This window comes from Mesorhizobium sp. M0587, from assembly GCF_040320945.1.
Lineage (GTDB): Bacteria > Pseudomonadota > Alphaproteobacteria > Rhizobiales > Rhizobiaceae > Mesorhizobium.
The window spans coordinates 83292-99842 of record NZ_JAMYQP010000008.1; the positions used below are offsets into that span (position 1 = coordinate 83292).

15 protein-coding genes are annotated in these 16551 nt (G+C 63.9%); 10 read left to right on the forward strand and 5 right to left on the reverse strand.

The features are described from left to right. Window position 1 precedes the first annotated feature (1 nt). Window positions 2-2266 carry a xanthine dehydrogenase family protein molybdopterin-binding subunit gene (locus NKI49_RS09940; RefSeq protein ID WP_352602827.1) on the forward strand — a complete coding sequence of 755 codons (2265 nt, stop codon included), beginning with the start codon at window positions 2-4 and terminating at the stop codon, window positions 2264-2266. A gap of 9 nt (window positions 2267-2275) precedes the next feature. Further along, window positions 2276-2521 (forward strand): MoaD/ThiS family protein, encoded by a 246-nt coding sequence (locus NKI49_RS09945; RefSeq protein WP_352602777.1) that lies wholly within the window; start codon window positions 2276-2278, stop codon window positions 2519-2521. A gap of 71 nt (window positions 2522-2592) precedes the next feature. On the opposite strand, the gene NKI49_RS09950 is transcribed toward NKI49_RS09945, so the two are convergent. The 4 genes from NKI49_RS09950 to speB all read right to left on the reverse strand — a co-directional run bounded on the left by NKI49_RS09950 (window position 2593) and on the right by speB (window position 5850). Further along, window positions 2593-3240 (reverse strand): amino acid ABC transporter permease, encoded by a 648-nt coding sequence (locus NKI49_RS09950; RefSeq protein ID WP_352602778.1) that lies wholly within the window; start codon window positions 3238-3240, stop codon window positions 2593-2595. Continuing rightward, window positions 3237-3893 carry an amino acid ABC transporter permease gene (locus NKI49_RS09955; RefSeq protein WP_352602779.1) on the reverse strand — a complete coding sequence of 219 codons (657 nt, stop codon included), beginning with the start codon at window positions 3891-3893 and terminating at the stop codon, window positions 3237-3239. The genes NKI49_RS09950 and NKI49_RS09955 overlap by 4 nt, the downstream gene beginning before the upstream one ends. Window positions 3894-3899: 6 nt before the next feature. After that, window positions 3900-4709, reverse strand: coding sequence for a transporter substrate-binding domain-containing protein (locus NKI49_RS09960; RefSeq protein ID WP_352602781.1), 810 nt, complete (start codon window positions 4707-4709; stop codon window positions 3900-3902). Window positions 4710-4791: 82 nt separating this feature from the next. After that, window positions 4792-5850: an agmatinase gene (speB, locus tag NKI49_RS09965; protein ID WP_352602783.1), complete on the reverse strand. Its 1059-nt coding sequence runs from the start codon at window positions 5848-5850 to the stop codon at window positions 4792-4794. A gap of 208 nt (window positions 5851-6058) precedes the next feature. Here speB and gcvA point away from each other — a divergent pair, with 208 nt between their 5' ends. The 8 genes from gcvA to NKI49_RS10005 all read left to right on the forward strand — a co-directional run bounded on the left by gcvA (window position 6059) and on the right by NKI49_RS10005 (window position 15102). After that, the gene (gcvA, locus tag NKI49_RS09970; RefSeq protein ID WP_352602785.1) at window positions 6059-7033 is read left to right on the forward strand and encodes a transcriptional regulator GcvA; all 975 of its coding nucleotides are present in this window, start codon (window positions 6059-6061) and stop codon (window positions 7031-7033) included. A gap of 149 nt (window positions 7034-7182) precedes the next feature. Continuing rightward, the gene (gene pncB, locus NKI49_RS09975; RefSeq protein ID WP_352602787.1) at window positions 7183-8487 is read left to right on the forward strand and encodes a nicotinate phosphoribosyltransferase; all 1305 of its coding nucleotides are present in this window, start codon (window positions 7183-7185) and stop codon (window positions 8485-8487) included. 201 nt (window positions 8488-8688) lie between these two features. Continuing rightward, entirely contained in the window at window positions 8689-10128 is a 1440-nt protein-coding gene (locus NKI49_RS09980) for a hypothetical protein (RefSeq protein WP_352602789.1), read from the forward strand. A 163-nt stretch (window positions 10129-10291) separates the two neighbouring features. Continuing rightward, window positions 10292-11596, forward strand: a complete 1305-nt coding sequence (locus NKI49_RS09985) for an ABC transporter substrate-binding protein (RefSeq protein WP_352602791.1) — start codon at window positions 10292-10294, stop codon at window positions 11594-11596. Window positions 11597-11814: 218 nt separating this feature from the next. Then, window positions 11815-12696, forward strand: a complete 882-nt coding sequence (locus NKI49_RS09990) for a branched-chain amino acid ABC transporter permease (RefSeq protein WP_352602793.1) — start codon at window positions 11815-11817, stop codon at window positions 12694-12696. Continuing rightward, window positions 12693-13655, forward strand: coding sequence for a branched-chain amino acid ABC transporter permease (locus tag NKI49_RS09995; protein ID WP_352602795.1), 963 nt, complete (start codon window positions 12693-12695; stop codon window positions 13653-13655). Before NKI49_RS09990 ends, NKI49_RS09995 begins: the two co-directional genes overlap by 4 nt. Beyond that, window positions 13652-14377, forward strand: a complete 726-nt coding sequence (locus tag NKI49_RS10000) for an ABC transporter ATP-binding protein (RefSeq protein WP_352602797.1) — start codon at window positions 13652-13654, stop codon at window positions 14375-14377. The genes NKI49_RS09995 and NKI49_RS10000 overlap by 4 nt, the downstream gene beginning before the upstream one ends. Then, window positions 14374-15102 carry an ABC transporter ATP-binding protein gene (locus NKI49_RS10005; protein ID WP_352602799.1) on the forward strand — a complete coding sequence of 243 codons (729 nt, stop codon included), beginning with the start codon at window positions 14374-14376 and terminating at the stop codon, window positions 15100-15102. Before NKI49_RS10000 ends, NKI49_RS10005 begins: the two co-directional genes overlap by 4 nt. Here the strand turns inward: NKI49_RS10005 and NKI49_RS10010 are convergent, their stop codons facing one another. Next, window positions 15103-16485 (reverse strand): sodium:proton antiporter, encoded by a 1383-nt coding sequence (locus NKI49_RS10010; protein ID WP_352602829.1) that lies wholly within the window; start codon window positions 16483-16485, stop codon window positions 15103-15105. Window positions 16486-16551 lie beyond the last annotated feature (66 nt).

Sequence of the window (16551 nt, forward strand, 5' to 3'; positions counted from 1 at the left end):
GATGAATTTCGATCCGCGTTACTCCACTCGCAATTTCACATCGGTCGGCACCCGGCCCATCCGCCCTGACGGCGTCGACAAGGTGACGGGCCGCGCGCGCTACGGCGCGGACTTCAACATGGCCGGCCAGCTGGTCGGACGCATCCTGCGCAGCCCCCACGCACACGCAAAGATCCAGAAGATCGACACCTCGAAGGCTGAGAAGCTTCCGGGCGTGAAGGCGGTGATCACCGCGGCCGACCTGCCCGACCTCACCGATGGCGATTCCGCCATGTACGACATCCTCGACAACTGCATGGCGCGCAAGAAGGCGCTCTACGACGGCCACGCGGTGGCCGCGGTCGCCGCCGTCGACGCCCGCACGGCCAGGCAGGCGCTGAAACTCATCGAGGTCGAATACGAGGTCCTGCCGCATGTCACCGATGTCGACGAGGCGGCGAAGCACTCGGCACCCCTGATCAACGACACGATCTTCACCGAAGGCCTCGAGGAAAAGCCGGTAAAGCCGTCCAACGTCACCAAGCGTAGCCAGTTTGGCCACGGCGATACCCATCAGGGTTTCGGGCACGCCGATTTTATCGTCGAGCGCTCGTTCAAGACCGAGCAGACGCACCAGGGCTATATCGAGCCGCACGCCTGCGTGGCGAGCGTCTCGTCCGACGGCACCGCCGACCTCTGGGTCTGCACGCAGGGCCATTTCGTCTATCGCCAGCATTGCGCCCAGCTGCTCGGCATGGAAGCCTCGAAGCTGCGCGTCACCTCGTCGGAGATCGGCGGCGGTTTTGGCGGCAAGACCCATGTCTGGGCCGAGCCGGTGGCGCTGGCGCTGTCGCGCAAGGCGGGGCGCCCGGTCAAGCTGGTGATGACCCGCGACGAGGTGTTCCGCGCCTCGGGCCCGACCAGCGCCACCTCGATCGACGTGAAGATCGGCGCTCGCAAGGACGGCACCATCACCGCCGCCGAAGCGACGCTGCGCTACAGTTGCGGACCGTATGCCGGCTCCTGGGCCGAGATCGGCGCCATGACGGCGTTTGCCTGCTACAAGCTCGATAACGTCAAGACGGTGGGCTACGAAGTGCTGGTCAACCGGCCGAAGACGGCGGCCTATCGCGCGCCCTCGGCGCCGATGGCGGCGTTCGCGGTGGAAAGCGCCGTCGACGAGCTGGCCAAGGAGATCGGCATCGATCCGGTCGAGTTCCGCATCAGGAACGCCGCCCAGGAAGGCACCAAGTCTTCCTACGGACCGGTCTACGGCCCGATCGGCATCGGGCCGACGCTCGAGGCTGCGAAGGACCATCCGCACATGAAGGCTCCGCTCGGCAAGAACCAGGGCCGCGGCATGGCTTGCGGCTTCTGGTTCAACTTCGGCGGCCAGACCTGCACCGACCTCAATATCGGCATGGACGGCTCGGTCTCGCTTGCCGTCGGCACGGTGGACGTCGGTGGTTCGCGCGCGTCGCTGTCGCTGGTGGCGGCGGAGGAGCTCGGCATCGACTACGCCCAGGTCAAGGCTGTAGTCGCCGACACGTCCAGCCTCGGCTACAACGACATGACGGATGGAAGCCGGGGCACCTTCTCCTCCTCGATGGCGACGATCTCGGCCGCCCGCAATGCCATCAAGATCCTGCGCGAACGCGCAGCGCAGATGTGGGACATTGCCGTCGACGACGTGGTCTGGGAGAAGGGCCATGCGATTGCCAAAGGCGAGAAGCACGGCAATCTCGGAAAACTGTCGCTGAAGGAGATCGCGGCCGATTCGGGCAAGACCGGCGGACCGATCGCAGGCCACAGCGAGCTCGTCGCCGATGGGGCAGGCGTCTCCTTCGCCACTCATATCTGCGATATCGAGGTCGATCCCGAGACCGGCGCCACGCGGGTCATCCGCTACACGGTGGTGCAGGATGCTGGCAAGGCGGTGCACCCGACCTATGTCGAGGGCCAGTACCAGGGCGGTGCCGCCCAAGGCATTGGCTGGGCACTCAACGAGGAGTATATTTACGGCAAGGACGGGCGGCTCCAGAACCCCGGTTTCCTAGACTATCGCATCCCCGTCTGTTCGGACCTGCCGATGATTGATACGCAGATCCTCGAGATCCCCAACCCCAACCATCCCTATGGTGTGCGCGGCGTCGGCGAGACATCGATCGTGCCGCCGCTGGCGGCGATCGCCAATGCGGTGTCGAATGCCGCCGGCGTGCGCATGACGCACATTCCGATGTCGCCGCCACGGATTCTCGCGGCGATCGAGGCGGAACGGGGAGGCTAGAGCTCGCGGATGGTCGAAGTCACGCTCTGGGGCGCGCTCGGCCAACTCGCCGGCGGCAAGAGCAAGGTCGAGGTCGAAGCCAAGGACATAAGGGAGCTGTTCAGAAAACTGGCTGAACAGTATCCCGGCCTTGAGCCGCTGATCGACCGCGGCATCGCCGTCGCCATCGACGGGACGATCTATCGCGATACGTGGTCGAAGGAACTGCCGCAGGGGGCGGAGATCTTCCTGCTGCCGCGTCTTGCCGGGGGATGACCTGGACGACCGCCTGATGACCATCGACGACCACGGCCGGCGGTTCACCGCTTCACGGATGCGCTCGTGGCTCAGCGCGCCGGCGCCCGCTTTTCGAGCCGGCGAGCATATTGCGTCAGCGGAAAGCACATGACGAAGAAGATCAGCGCCACCAGCCCATAGACTTTGAACGGCTCGAATGTCGCATTGTTGATGGCGTTGGAGGTCCGTACCAGCTCCTCGAAGCCGATGATCGAGGTCAGCGCCGTCGACTTGATGAGCTGCACCAGGAACCCGACAATCGGGGCGCGGGTGATAGAGAATGCCTGCGGCAGGATGATCAGCCTGAGCTCCTGCAGGCGGTGCAGGCCAAGGCTGGCACCGGCGTCCCATTGGCCTGATGGCAGCGCGTCGACGCCGGAGCGCCAGATTTCAGCGAGATAGGCGCTGGCAAAGAAGGTGAGGCCGAGCACAGCGGCCGTCCACGGCTCGATGCGCAGGCCGAGCATCGGCAGCCCGAAGAACATCAGGAAAAGCTGCATCAAGAGAGGCGTTCCCTGGAACAGGGCGATGTAGCCGGAGGCAAGGCGCCGGCTCCATCTGTTTTTGGCGATCCTGAAGAACAGGACGATCATGCCCACGACCGCACCACCGGCGAATGCGGCCAGCGACAAAAGCACGGTCCAGCGGGCGGCAAGCAGCAGGTTGCGAACGATGTCCCAGAAGGTGAATTCGATCATGACACGCCAGCCCCCAAGGCGCGGCGTCCGCCTGTAACCAGCAGACGGCGCAAGGCCATCGACAGGACGAGATAGACCAGCGTCACGACAAGATAAGTCTCGAAGGAGCGGAAGGTGCGCGCCTGCAGCATGTCGGCCTCATAGGTCAGTTCGCGCACGGCGATCTGCGAGACGACGGCGGACTCCAGCATCATGATGACGATCTGGCTGGTGAGCGCCGGATAGATCACCTTGAGCGCCTGCGGCAACACTATCTTGACGAACACCTGGCGTGGCCGCAGCCCGAGCGCCAAGGCGGCTTCCGTCTGCCCGCCAGGCACGGCGTCAAGTCCGGCCCCCACGATCTCGATCGTGTAGGCCGCCATGTTGAGCGTCATCGCCAGCATGGCGGCCAGCATCGGGTCGAGCCGTATGCCGAGGCTCGGCAGCCCGAAGAAGATGAAGAACAGCTGCACCAGGAATGGTGTGTTGCGGACGATCTCGACATACCAGGCGATGGCCCGGCGCAGCAGCACCGGGCCGTTTCGCCGTCCCGCGGCACCCAGGATGCTGAGGAAGGTTCCGGCAAGCGTGGTCACGGCGATCAGCAGGATCGTCGTGGCCGCCCCGCGCGCGATATCTCCCGCAGCACCGGGAAGCCAGGCAAAGGCCACGGAAACTCAGTCCTTGAGGTTGTCGGGATTGAGCGGCGTCTTCAGCCAGGCTTTCGAGCTTTCGTCCAGCTTGCCGTCGGCCAGCATCTTGGCGATGGCGTCGTTGACCGCCTTCTTTAGAGTATCCTCGTTCTTGTTGAGACCGATATGCGAGGGCGAGGTCAGAAGCTGGAACTTCTGCTCCGGCTTCAGCGCTTCCTGGCGTGCCAGCACCTGCGCGCCGACATCGTTGCCGACCACCATCAGCTGGGTCTGGCCGGAAATGAAAGCCTGGATCACCGAATTGTAGTTGTCGAAACGCTTGATGTCGGCCGACGCGGGCGCAGCCTCGGTGAGCGAGGTGTCCTCGAGCGTGCCGCGATTGACGGCGATCGACTTGTCGGCGAGGTCTTCCTTGCCTTTGACCGCCATCGCCGCAGGGCCGATCACCGCGATGTAATAGGGCGCGTACGCGGCGGCGAAGTCGATGACCTGCTCACGTTCCTTCGAATAGCCGACGCTCATCAGCAGGTCGACGCGATGGTCGTTGAGATAGGGAATGCGATTCTGGCCGGTGACGGCAATGGGGTTGAGCTTCACCTTGAGCGTGTCGGCAATGTATTGCGCGACGTCCATGTCGTAGCCCTTGAGGCTCATGTCGGCGCTGGCCGAGGAGAAGGGCGGAAAGTCGGCGAAGACGCCGACATTGATGGTGCCGGCCTTGGTGATGTCCGCCAGCGCGTCGGCATTGGCGGCCTGTGTCGCGAGGCCGAGACCAACGGTGCCGAGCATCAGAGCAGCGGCGATGGATGATCTGAGTGTCGTATGGATTGTCATTGCTATTCCCCTGTCTGGAAGCTTTTGATTGTTTGAGGCGGCCGCCGGCTCCAGCGCGGCGGCCGCCTTGGTTTTCCGGATTTCAGGCTCGCTTGGCGATGGCCGGGCTGAACACCATGAGGCTGAGTATCTCGAACAGCACCTGGGCACCGGCATGCGCCGTGTTGGTGGTGGCGTCATATTGCGGCGCCACCTCGACGACGTCGCCGCCGACGATGTTGAGGCCTTTGAGACCGCGCAGCAGCTCGAGCACTTCGCGCGTCGTCAGTCCGCCGACTTCCGGCGTGCCGGTGCCGGGCGCGAAGGCCGGATCGACGCTGTCTATATCGAAGGAGACATAGGTCGGCCCGTCGCCAACGATCTTGCGCGCCTTCTCGATGATGGCGGGGATGCCGAGACCGGTTACCTCCTCGGCGTGGATCACGGTCATGCCGGATTCATAGGTGAACTCCCACAGATACTCGGCCGAGCCGCGGATGCCGATCTGGATGGTGCGCGTCGGATCGAGCACGCCGTCGAGCACCGCATTGCGGAACGGGCCACCATGGTGGAACTTGGTCATGTCGAACAGGCCGCTGGTGTCGCAATGGGCGTCGATGTGGATCAGGCCGACAGGAGCCTTCTTGCCAACGGCCTTCAGGATTGGATGGCTGATCGAATGATCGCCGCCAACCGACAGTGGAATGACGCCGGCATCGACGATCTGGTTGGTGCGCAGCTCGATATCTTCATGGCTGATCTCCAGCCGGTAACGGCTGCGGAACGGTGTGTCGCCGATATCGGCGACCCGGAGTTCATGCGTGGGGGCGCATTCCAGCACGTGATTGTAAGGGCCGATCCGCTCGATGGCGCGCAGTGCCCTCGGCCCGAAACGCGAGCCCGGCCGGTTGGTGACGCCGAGATCCATCGGCACGCCGATCATCGCCACCTGCAGGTCGCCGAAATCCGGGTTCTCGGCTGTGATTTCACGATAGGGCGCGGCAAGGAAGGTCGGGATGCCGGAATAGGGCGCCAGCCGCGTGCCGCTCTTGGAAAAGATCTTGTCCGCGACCTTGCGGAATTTCGGGTCGAACATCTCGCCGCCATGGCTCTCGCCATATTTGCGACGCAACGCATCGAGCTTGCCGCGATCGTAACCCATCCCATTTCTCCCGGGCTGATGCAGTGCAATTCCAGCGACATCTGCCGAACCGGCCTTCATCCGGCCGGTTCGCTGCCCCGCTGGCTACCTGCTGATTTCACGTCTTGATGCTGGTCCGGGCCAAAGTGTCCGGCAGCCGCATTGAAAAATCAAATGATATTGTTAGGGTATTCGCTGTGAGAAAACCTCACAATTAACCCGGATGCCGATGGCCAACCGCCTGCCGCCCCTGAACCCGTTGCGCGCCTTCGAGGCAACGGCACGCCATGGCTCGTTGACCAAGGCCGCGAGTGAGCTGAATGTCACCCATGGCGCCATCAGCCACCAGATCAAGGCGCTCGAGCAATCGCTAGGCGTCAAGCTGTTCGAGCGTGTCGGCCAGCGGATCAAGCTGACGCCGCATGGCGCCGAACTTGTGCCGGCGGTATCGGCCGCATTCGAAGGCATCGCCGCCGCCACCCAGCGGCTGACACGGCCGGCGAGCAGCGGCGCGCTGTCGGTCTCCTGCGTGCCGGCATTGCTGTTGTTGTGGATGACGCCTCGGCTGGGCAGCTTCACCGCGCAATATCCCGATATCCAGCTGACACTTGTCCCGTCCAACGATGCCAGGGATATCCGCGCGGCGCACATCGATGTCTGCGTGCACTATGGCGACGGCAGCTGGACCGATTGCTGGATGCGCAAATGGTCGGGCCTCGAACTGTTTCCCGTGGTCAGCCCGACCCTGATCAACAACCGGCCGATCCGCGGCGTCAGGGATCTGGCCGACCATGTCTTCCTGCACGGCGACGACGGCCGAGAGTGGCACACCTGGCTGGCCGCCGCGGACGCCCTGGATCTCGAGCGCGGCCGCCGCCATCATCTCGGCGACGCCCGAATGGCGGCCGAGGCCGCGGTTCATGGCCATGGCGTGGCGCTCGGCGATTCGGTGACGGCAAGCGCGCTGCTGGCCCGGGGCATGCTGGTCGCGCCGTTCAGCCTGTCGGTGCCGGCGGTCGACGATTTCTACATCGTCTGCCGCAATGAAATGCGTGCGACGCCTATCGTGCAAGTGTTCATCGACTGGCTGTTTGCCGAGAAGGCGCAGGATGACGGCCGCGCCGATGCTCCAGTGGCGGGCCGCCTCGTCAGCCGCCGTAAGCGCCCGGCACTCAGGGTCATCGGCGGCAAACCTGGGCGTTGATAGCGGCGTGTCGCCGTTGATTGCCGGCAGGGATGCGCAGGGTTTTCTTTTTGTCGGGCCAGCCTGAAACCGGGCAGCGTTTTGGTCAATTCGATGTTATGAGGCCTGTCGCGGTTGTGGATAGCAAGCAGCGAAGGCAGTGTTGAAACATGGCTAAGACCGATATTGCGCGGCGCGTCTACAACCACACCTGGAAGCTCGACCCGATCGTGCGCAGCCTGCTCGATACGGATTTCTACAAACTGCTGATGCTGCAGATGATCTGGGGCATGTACCCCAAGGTCGAGACCACGTTCTCGCTGATCAACCGCACCACATCCGTGCGGCTGGCCGACGATATCGACGAAGGCGAACTCCGCGAGCAGCTCGATCATGCCCGCACCTTGCGCTTCTCCAAGAAGGAGATGATCTGGCTCGGCGGCAACAATTTCTATGGCCGCAAGCAGATCTTCGAGCCGGAATTCCTCGCCTGGCTGGAAGGCTTCCGCTTGCCCGATTATGAACTCTCCAAGCGCGATGGCCAATACGAGCTCTCCTTCAGCGGCCCGTGGATGTACGCCACGCTCTGGGAAATCCCGGCGCTCGCCATCATCAACGAACTCCGGTCACGCGCGGCCATGCGGGCCTTCGGGCCCTTCGCACTCGATGTGCTCTATGCCCGCGCCAAGTCCAAGATGTGGGCCAAGACCGAACGGCTGAAGGCATTGCCCGGCATCCGCATTTCGGACTTCGGCACCCGCAGGCGCCATTCCTTCCTATGGCAGCGCTGGTGCGTCGAGGCGCTCAAGGAAGGCATCGGCGAGGCTTTCACCGGCACCTCCAACGTGCTTCTGGCCATGGACAACGATCTCGAAGCGCTGGGTACCAACGCGCATGAACTGCCGATGGTGTTTGGGGCGCTGGCCAATTCGGAAAAGGAATTGAAGCAGACCCCCTACAAGGTGCTGCAAGACTGGCAGCGCTACTATGGCGGCAATTTGCTGATCGTGCTGCCCGACGCTTTCGGCACCGCCTCGTTCCTGCGCGACGCGCCGGACTGGGTGGCCGACTGGACCGGCTTCCGCCCCGACAGCGCGCCGCCGATCGAGGGCGGCGAGAAGATCCTGTCCTGGTGGCGCGAGAAGGGCAAGGACCCCAAGCAGAAGCTGCTGATCTTCTCCGACGGGCTCGAGGTCGAGACCATCGAGGAAACCTACCGCCACTTCAAGGGCAAGGTGCGCATGTCCTTCGGCTGGGGCACGAACCTGACCAATGATTTCGAGGGCTGCGCGCCTACGGCAACCGACAGCCTCGACGCCATTTCGCTGGTCTGCAAGGTCACCGAGGCCAACGGAAGGCCGGCGGTCAAGCTCTCCGACAATCCGGCCAAGGCGACCGGCGACCTCAAGGAGATCGAGCGGTATCTGCGCATTTTTGGGGAAAAGGATCGCGTGGAGCAACTGGTCAAGGTGTGAGGGGGACGACCGGTGCTTCCGGCATCGCCATACGAGACGGCAAAATCGGATAGGCTGAGTCCCCTGGCGCCCCCCTCTGTCCTACCGGACATCTCCCCCTCAAGGGGGGAGATCAAGCTGTCATCTTCTCCTTCGCCAACCTCCGGCGTTGCAAGGGAAGCGCCGACAGAGAGACCGCCAATCTCCCCCCTTGAGGGGGAGATGTCCGGCAGGACAGAGGGGGGCGCCGTAGAGTGCCGTCGTCGGTCATTGGCATTTTTGCCTGTCGCTCTGTTGCTTATCTCACCCACTCCCTCCTTCGCCCACGCCTCCGACCGTGGCCATGTCCTGCTTCTGCCGACCGGCTATTATCTGATCGGAGGCGCTTTTGCCGTGGCGATCAGTTTTCTCGTGCTGGCGCTGTTGCCGGCGGATAGGCTTGAGCGTTTCTGGTGCCGGCGCCTCCCGCTCTTCACACTCGGCGACAGCGCCCGTCCCGTCATCAGCTTGATCTCCTTTGCCGGCTTTGCAATTCTACTTGCCGCCGGCGTTTTCGGCAGCCGCGACCCGCTCTCCAACCCGCTGCCGCTGATGATCTGGACCTTGCTGTGGGCCGGTCTCACGCTGCTGCAAGGCGTCTTCGGCGATCTCTGGTCATGGCTCAACCCGTGGTATGGGCCGTGGCGGCTCATCTCGCCCCTGTTTAGCAGAGGCGACGAGGGGCCATGGCGCCTTCCCCGCTGGCTTGGCTGCTGGCCCGCCGCCCTGTTGTTTTTCGCCTTTGCCTGGTTCGAACTCATCGATCCGGCGCCCGACGATCCGGCACGGCTGGCCTGGGCTGCCGGTCTCTACTGGCTGTTCTCTTTCCTCGCCATGCTGGTGTTTGGATATCGGCAATGGAGCCGCGGTGGCGAGTTCCTGACGATCTTCTTCTCGATGGTGGCGCGTTTCGCCATCGTCGAGCGTAACGAAGCCGGCCGGCTTGGCCTGTGCTGGCCGGGCGCCAAGCTTTCAGCCGCCGAGCCGCTACCGGTCAGCGGCATCGCGTTCCTGCTGCTGGCCCTGTCGTCAGTATCCTTCGACGGCCTGTCGAAAACCTTCTTCTGGCTCGGCCTGTTCGGCATCAATCCGCTCGAATTCCCCGGCCGCACAGCGGTGATCGGCAGCGGCAGCTTCGGACTGGTCCTGGCTTTCGTACTGCTGGCAGCGGTGTTCCTTTTCGCCGTCTGGCTCGGCCAGCGGCTTGCCGGCAGCGATCGATCATTCGGCCAAGCCGCGGGGCTGCTGGTCTGGTCGATCGTGCCGATCGCGCTTGCCTATCATGTGGCGCACTATCTGACGGCATTGCTGGTCGACGGCCAATATGCGCTTGCCGCTCTGTCCGACCCGTTCGCGCTCGGCTGGAACCTGTTCGGCACCGCCGACATGCAGATCGAGGCCGGTATCGTTGCCGGCGCGGACTCAGCCTGGTGGCTGTGGAATGTCCAGGCCGGAGCCATCGTTCTCGGACACGTGCTGGCCGTCCTCGTCGCCCACGGCTTTGCCTGGCGGATGCACCCGCAGCCCGCCCGCGCCGCGCTCAACCAGTTCCCGCTTACCTTGCTTATGATCGCCTACACCGTCTTCGGTCTCTGGCTGCTTGCAACCCCGACGGTCGGCTGAGCCGGTTGCGCTGGAAAATAAATCGGGATTCCCCTAGGGAACCGGCATTGCCGTGTCCGGACTTTGGTGATTTAGTTTGTACACATGCAATTTTGCCCATCTGCAAAGATGGGCATGCTACGTTCCAGCCATTGGTCAAAACTCAAAAAACAGGGGAACTGCCGTGACTGACAAGAATGGGTTTTTCGATCTCTCCAAGACTGGGTTCACCCGCCGCACCGCGCTGAAAGGACTGGCCGCCGGCGCTGGCCTTGCCGTGGCGCCAGGCTTCGTCCGCTATTCCCAGGCGCAGAGCTCGGCGCCGATCAAGATCGGCTTCCAGTCGCACCGCACCGGCATCGGCGCCGCCTATGGCCGCTGGTACGAGAAGACCACCGCCGCGGCGGTCAAGGCGATCAACGCCGCCGGCGGCATCAATGGCCGTCAGGTCGAGGTCATCATCGAGGATGACGGCACCGATCCCGGCCGCGGCGCCGAGGTTGTCGGCAAGTTCGCCACTCAGCACAAGACCGACATCGTCTTCGGCACGCTGTTTTCGCACGTCGTTATCGGCTCGGCACCCGCCGCCGGCGAAGCCAAGATGCCCTACTTCGTCGTCAGCGAGGGCCATCACGTCGCCTCGACCAAGCTCAACCGCTACGTCTTCCAGCCCGGCATTACCGATGTGAAGAGCCAGATCCAATCGATGGCGCCTTGGATCGCGGCCAATGCCGGCAAGAAGGTGACGCAGATCTTCCCCGATTTCGCCTTCGGCTACGACCACCGCGATTACCTGCCGCCGGCACTGAAGGCGCAGGGCGCCGACGTCATCGCCCAGATCGCCATCCCGCCGACGGAATCGTCCTTCACCAAATATTTTCCGCAGATCCCGGCCGAGACCGAGGTGATCTACCACGTCATGGTCGGTCCGGCCGTGCTCACCTTCGTCAAGGAGCTCGGCGAGTTCTACGGCTCCAACCGGCCGCAGCTGTTCGGCTTCATCGATTCGCTGGAGGCCGTCGACATCAACAGCCCCGGGCTGGAATTCCTCGACGGCAGCCATTTCTGGGAAGGCTCTCCGCGCTATGCGCAGCCCGATGATTCCGAGGCGCAGAAAGCCTATCGCGCCGCCGTCGGCATCGACGACAATGGTGCGGCCGTCGGCGATCCCAAGGACGTCTCCACCGCCGCCCACATGTTCGGGTGCTGGGAGACGCTCTATGTCGTCAAGAAAGCGATGGAGGATGCCGGCTACAAGGGCCCGGAAGACCGCGCCAAGCTGGTCGAGGCGACCGAGGCGCTGACCGCCTTCGCCGAAGGCCCCGAGCACCCGCAGGGCGCAAAAACCTTCAACGGCAAGATCCACCAGTGTTTCGGCATCCAGAACATCTCCAAGGTCGAAGGCGGCAAGCTCAAGGTCGTGCACAAGACCAAGATCGAGGACGGGCTTTACGAGGCCGAGGGGGATTATACGAAGCAGGCGCTCTAGGCCTAGCTCCTCCAGCAAACGTGAGCGCCAAGCCACCCCCCTCTGTCCTGCCGGACATCTCCCCCTCAAGGGGGGAGATCGGCTGTCCCCGCCGCTTTCGCCAAATGCCAAGGCCGGTAAATGGCCGCCATCGCAGAAACTGCCAATCTCCCCCCTTGAGGGGGAGATGGCCGGCAGGCCAGAGGGGGGTGCTTCGCGCATCCGCCGGTGCATAGCCGATGCACTTCGGTCCCCACCTCCTCCTCGCCGCCCTCGAAGGCCTGGTCACCTCGGCCGTGCTGGCGCTGACGGCGCTTGGCCTGTCGCTGGTGTTCGGTGTCATGCGCGTCGTCAATGTCGCCCATGGCGAGTTCTTCATGCTCGGCGCCGTGCTCGCCTGGGCGATCACCACCGCAATCGGCGGCCATCCGGCGCTCGGCTTCCTGGCGGCATTGGTGATTGCGCCGCTGATCGTCGGCGCCATTGCGCTGATTGCCGAGCGGCTGGTGCTGCGCCGGCTCAACTACAATCCGGAAGCCACCATCGTGGCCACCATCGGCATGCTCTACATCATCCAGCAGCTGGCTCTGACCTTCTATGGTCCGGAGGCGCGGCCCGTGGAGCCGCCCTTCAGCTACCGCATCCTTCTGCCGTGGTTCGGCTATTCCGGCTACAAGCTCTCGATCATCGCCGCATCGGCGCTCCTGCTGATCGCGACATGGCTGGTGCTGACGCGCACCAAGATCGGCCTCGTGATGCGCGCCACACAGTATGACAGCGAGACGGCGCAGGCCTTCGGCATTCCTGTCGGCCGCGTCTATGGCGGCGTCTTCGCGCTTGGCGCCATGCTGGCGGCCATCGCCGCGGTGCTGATCGTGCCGATAAGCCAGGCCCATTACTTGATGGGACAGGACCCGCTGCTGCTCTCCTTCATCGTCGTCATCATCGGCGGCCTCGGCTCGCTGCGCGGCACCGTCGTCGCCGCCGTCCTGATCGGCCTTTCCGACGGCATCATCTCGATGTTCTTCTCGCCGACCCTGGCCAAGATCATAGCCACATTGCTGGTCGCCATGGTGCTGGTGTTCCGGCCGCAAGGCCTGTTCGGAACGGCCGCGCGATGAGCGAAGCTTCGCCGGCAAAAGCCTATGGCCTGCATATCGGCGTCATCGCGCTGCTCTTCGCGCTGAACTTCCTGCTGCCGGATTATTATCACGGCCTGCTTGCCCGCATCATGGTGCTGGCGGTCTTCGCCATGGGCTACAACATGCTGTTCGGCTATGTCGGCCTGCTCAGCCTCGGCCACGCCATGTTCTTTGCCGCCGGGCTCTACGGCGCCGGCCTTACGGTCATCCAGCTCGGCTGGAGCATGCCGGCGGCATTCGCCGCAGGTCTCGGCTGTGGTGTCGTTCTTTCGCTGGTGATCGGTTTGTTGGCGCTGCGCACCACGGGCGTCGCCTTCATGATCGTCACCATGATGTTCGCCCAAGTGTTTTACCTGGTCATCCTCTATTTCGCGGCATGGACCGGCGGCGATCAGGGCATGGTCGTGCCGCAGCCGGCGCGTTTTCTGTCCCTTGGCGCGACATCATTCGACCTCACCAACCCAACCGTCCGCTATATGGTTGCACTGGTATTGTTCTCACTCGCGCTGTTCGTTACGTTGGCGACCGTCCGCTCCAGATATGGCCGCGTGCTGGTCGCCATCCGCGAGAACGAGGAGCGGACGAAGATGCTCGGCTATGACACGTTCTCCAACAAGCTGGTCGCCGTGCTTGTCTCCGGCACGATCTGCGCTGCTTCGGGCGCTGCCTACGCTCTGCTGTTCGGCTATGTCGGCTCGAGTTTCGCTTCGGTGCAGTACTCGATCCTGCCGCTGCTCTGGGTGCTGCTCGGCGGCGCGGCCACCACGCTCGGGCCGCTGCTCGGGACGCTGTTCATGTATTATGTCATCGACATCACCAGCGGCTACACCTCGGCCTATCTGCTGATCGTCGGCATCGCGCTCATTCTGCTGGTGCTGTTTTTTCCGAAAGGCATTTTGGGCACCATCCGCCAGCGCTGGCTCGGGTGGCTGCCATGACACCTCTTCTGACGACGAAAGGCCTGTCACGCAATTTCGGCGGCCTGCGCGCCGTCGACAGCGTCGATTTCACCTTGGTGCCGGGCGAGATCCGCGCCGTCATCGGGCCCAATGGGGCTGGGAAGACCACCTTCGTCAGCCTGATCAGCGGCCGCATCCAGCCGTCTTCGGGGGCGATCACCTTCGACGGCGCCGACATTACCGGCCTGCCGGCCTACGCCAGGGTGCGGCGGGGCATCGCCTACACCTTCCAGATCACCAGTGTCTTCGCCAACCTCAGGGTCTACGACAATGTCGCGCTGCCGGTGCAGCTCACGTTGAGCGATGGCCTTTCGAAGGGCGCGATCAAGGCAGGCGTCATGTCGGCGCTCGAACGCACCGGCCTGGCCGACCGCGCCCATATGCCGGCCGGGCAGTTGTCCTATGGCCACCAGCGGCTGCTGGAGGTGGCGATGGGCCTGGCGCTGAAACCGCGCCTGCTGATCCTCGACGAGCCGACGCAGGGGCTGGCCGACAGCGAGATCGACAATTTCATCGCACTTGTGCGCGACATCGCCAACAGCGCCACGGTGCTCCTGATCGAGCACAACATGCCCGTCGTCATGCAGCTGGCCGACCGCATCACCGTCTTCAACGCCGGCAAGATCCTGGCCGAAGGCACACCCGAGGCGATCCGCGAAAACGCGGCGGTGCAGGAAGCCTATCTGGGGACGGCCCCATGAGTGAAACAGGCAAGACGCAAGTGACGGCCCTCACCATCTCAGGCCTGGACTGCTTCTACGGCGAGGTCCAGGTGCTCTACGGCCTCGATCTCGTGCTGAACAGGGGCGAGGTGCTTTGCCTGTTCGGCCGCAACGGCGCCGGCAAGACGACGACGCTCAAGGCTATCATGGGTCTTGTCCCGCCCAGCGCCGGTTCGATCAGGCTCGGCGGCCAGGAATTGACCGGCCTGCCGGCGCACGAGGTGCCGAAGGCCGGTGTCGCCTATGTGCCGCAAGGCAGGCGGCTGTTCGCCGAGATGACGGTGGCGGAAAACATCGAGATCGGGCTGATGGCCCGAGGCAAGGGGAAGGCCGTGCGGGAAAACGTGCTCGACCTTTTCCCGCTGCTGCGCCAGCGGCTCAGGCAGCGTTCGGGCACCTTGTCCGGCGGCGAGCAGCAGATGCTGGCCATGGCGCGCGCGCTCTGCCTGGAACCGCGGGTGCTTTTGCTCGACGAACCGACCGAGGGGCTGATGCCGTCGATGATCGCAAAAATTCGCGAGACGGTGTCGAAGCTGCGCGGCATGGGCGTCTCGACCATCCTGGTCGAACAGCGGGTCGATGCGGTGCTGTCCGTCGCCGACCGGGTTTGCTTCATCGAGAACGGCCGCAACCGCGAGACGGCCGATGTCGAGGACCTGCGCGCCGATCCGTCGGCGGTCAGGCGCTATGTCGGCGTGGGCTGATCAGCCGAAAAACAGAAAACCCGCGATCAAGAATGTCGGGATCAGCACCAGCCCCGACCACAGCATGTAGCCGAAGAAACTGGGCATGCGGACGCCGCGCTGCCTGGCGATGGCATAGACCATGAAGTTGGGGGCATTGCCGATATAGGTGTTGGCGCCCATGAACACGGCACCCGCCGAGATCGCCGCCAATGTCGAGGCAAGATCGCCCATCAGGTGCCGCGGATCACCGCCGGCGAGTTCGAAGAACACCAGATAGGTGGGGGCATTGTCGAGGAAGGACGACAGCGCCCCAGTCAGCCAGAAATAGGCGAGGTCGATGGGCTCGCCCGAGGATGACGTGACCAGCGCGACCAGCGGCGCCAGCGCGCCGTCGTGACCGGCCCTGAGGATGGCGACGACCGGCACGATGCAGATGAAGATGCCGGCAAACAGTTTCGCCACTTCCGATATCGGCTCCCAATTGAAGCCATTCGCCTCGCGGTATTGCTTGCGTGAAACCGCCAGCGAAACGAAGGCCAGCGCCAGAATGAGGGCATCGCGCACCAGGTTCTGAAGTTCGAGGCTGACGCCCTGGATGGAAAAGCTCACGCCGGGGTTCCAGGTGGCGGAAAGCAGGATGGCGCCGATGACGCCGGCCAGCAGCGGGATGTTGGCCAGACCGCGGATGCGTATCTTCGTATCCGGTGTCGGATCCTTGATCTTCGGGGCGCCGGCCTCGCGCCGGTGCACGATGATGTCGGTCGCCAGGAACACCAACAGCACCACGCCGCCAACGAAAAAGGTCTCGCGCCAGAGGTTGGCGGTGGTCCAGAAGAAATCGACGCCGCGCAGGAAGCCGACGAACAGCGGTGGGTCGCCGAGCGGCGTCAGCGATCCGCCGATGTTGGAAACCAGGAAGATGAAGAAGACGATGACATGGGCGTTGAACGGCCTGGCGTCGTTGGCGCGGATGATCGGCCGGATCAGGATCATCGAGGCTCCGGTCGTGCCGATGACCGAGGCCAGCAGCGCCCCGATCAGAAGCAGCCCGGCATTGACCAGCGGCGTGCCGTGAATGTTGCCGGCTACCAGAATGCCGCCCGAAATGGTGAACAACGCGAAAAGCAGGATGATGAAGGACATGTATTCGGTGAGCAGGGCATGCAGCACCGCCTCGCTCGCGGCGGGAGCACCGAAAGCCGATGCCAGAGGCACGACCACCAGCGCCGCCCAAAGAGCCGCGATCTTGCCGCAGTGGTGCTCCCAGACATGATGGAAGAGCAGCGGACCGGTGGCGATCGACAGCAGCAGGCCGGCGAAAGGCAACGCCCACCACAGCGACATCGAGGCGCCGGGCAGGCCATGTTCTTCCGCCGCCAGTGCCTGTGCAGGCAACAGCATGGCGAAGACGATGACAACGCCCGCGCCTGTCCCAGCCGGCAAAAACCCCCTCGACCCCCCCATGAC

Coding starts and splice junctions, on each gene's coding strand:
- NKI49_RS09950 (WP_352602778.1), bottom strand. CDS start 3,240: ATGATCGAATTCACCTTCTGGGACATCGTTCGCAACCTGCTGCTTGCC.
- NKI49_RS09940 (WP_352602827.1), top strand. CDS start 2: ATGAATTTCGATCCGCGTTACTCCACTCGCAATTTCACATCGGTCGGC.
- NKI49_RS10000 (WP_352602797.1), top strand. CDS start 13,652: ATGACACCTCTTCTGACGACGAAAGGCCTGTCACGCAATTTCGGCGGC.
- NKI49_RS10005 (WP_352602799.1), top strand. CDS start 14,374: ATGAGTGAAACAGGCAAGACGCAAGTGACGGCCCTCACCATCTCAGGC.
- gcvA (WP_352602785.1), top strand. CDS start 6,059: ATGGCCAACCGCCTGCCGCCCCTGAACCCGTTGCGCGCCTTCGAGGCA.
- NKI49_RS09945 (WP_352602777.1), top strand. CDS start 2,276: ATGGTCGAAGTCACGCTCTGGGGCGCGCTCGGCCAACTCGCCGGCGGC.
- NKI49_RS09990 (WP_352602793.1), top strand. CDS start 11,815: ATGCACTTCGGTCCCCACCTCCTCCTCGCCGCCCTCGAAGGCCTGGTC.
- pncB (WP_352602787.1), top strand. CDS start 7,183: ATGGCTAAGACCGATATTGCGCGGCGCGTCTACAACCACACCTGGAAG.
- NKI49_RS09980 (WP_352602789.1), top strand. CDS start 8,689: ATGTCCGGCAGGACAGAGGGGGGCGCCGTAGAGTGCCGTCGTCGGTCA.
- speB (WP_352602783.1), bottom strand. CDS start 5,850: ATGGGTTACGATCGCGGCAAGCTCGATGCGTTGCGTCGCAAATATGGC.
- NKI49_RS09960 (WP_352602781.1), bottom strand. CDS start 4,709: ATGACAATCCATACGACACTCAGATCATCCATCGCCGCTGCTCTGATG.
- NKI49_RS09995 (WP_352602795.1), top strand. CDS start 12,693: ATGAGCGAAGCTTCGCCGGCAAAAGCCTATGGCCTGCATATCGGCGTC.
- NKI49_RS10010 (WP_352602829.1), bottom strand. CDS start 16,485: ATGCTGTTGCCTGCACAGGCACTGGCGGCGGAAGAACATGGCCTGCCC.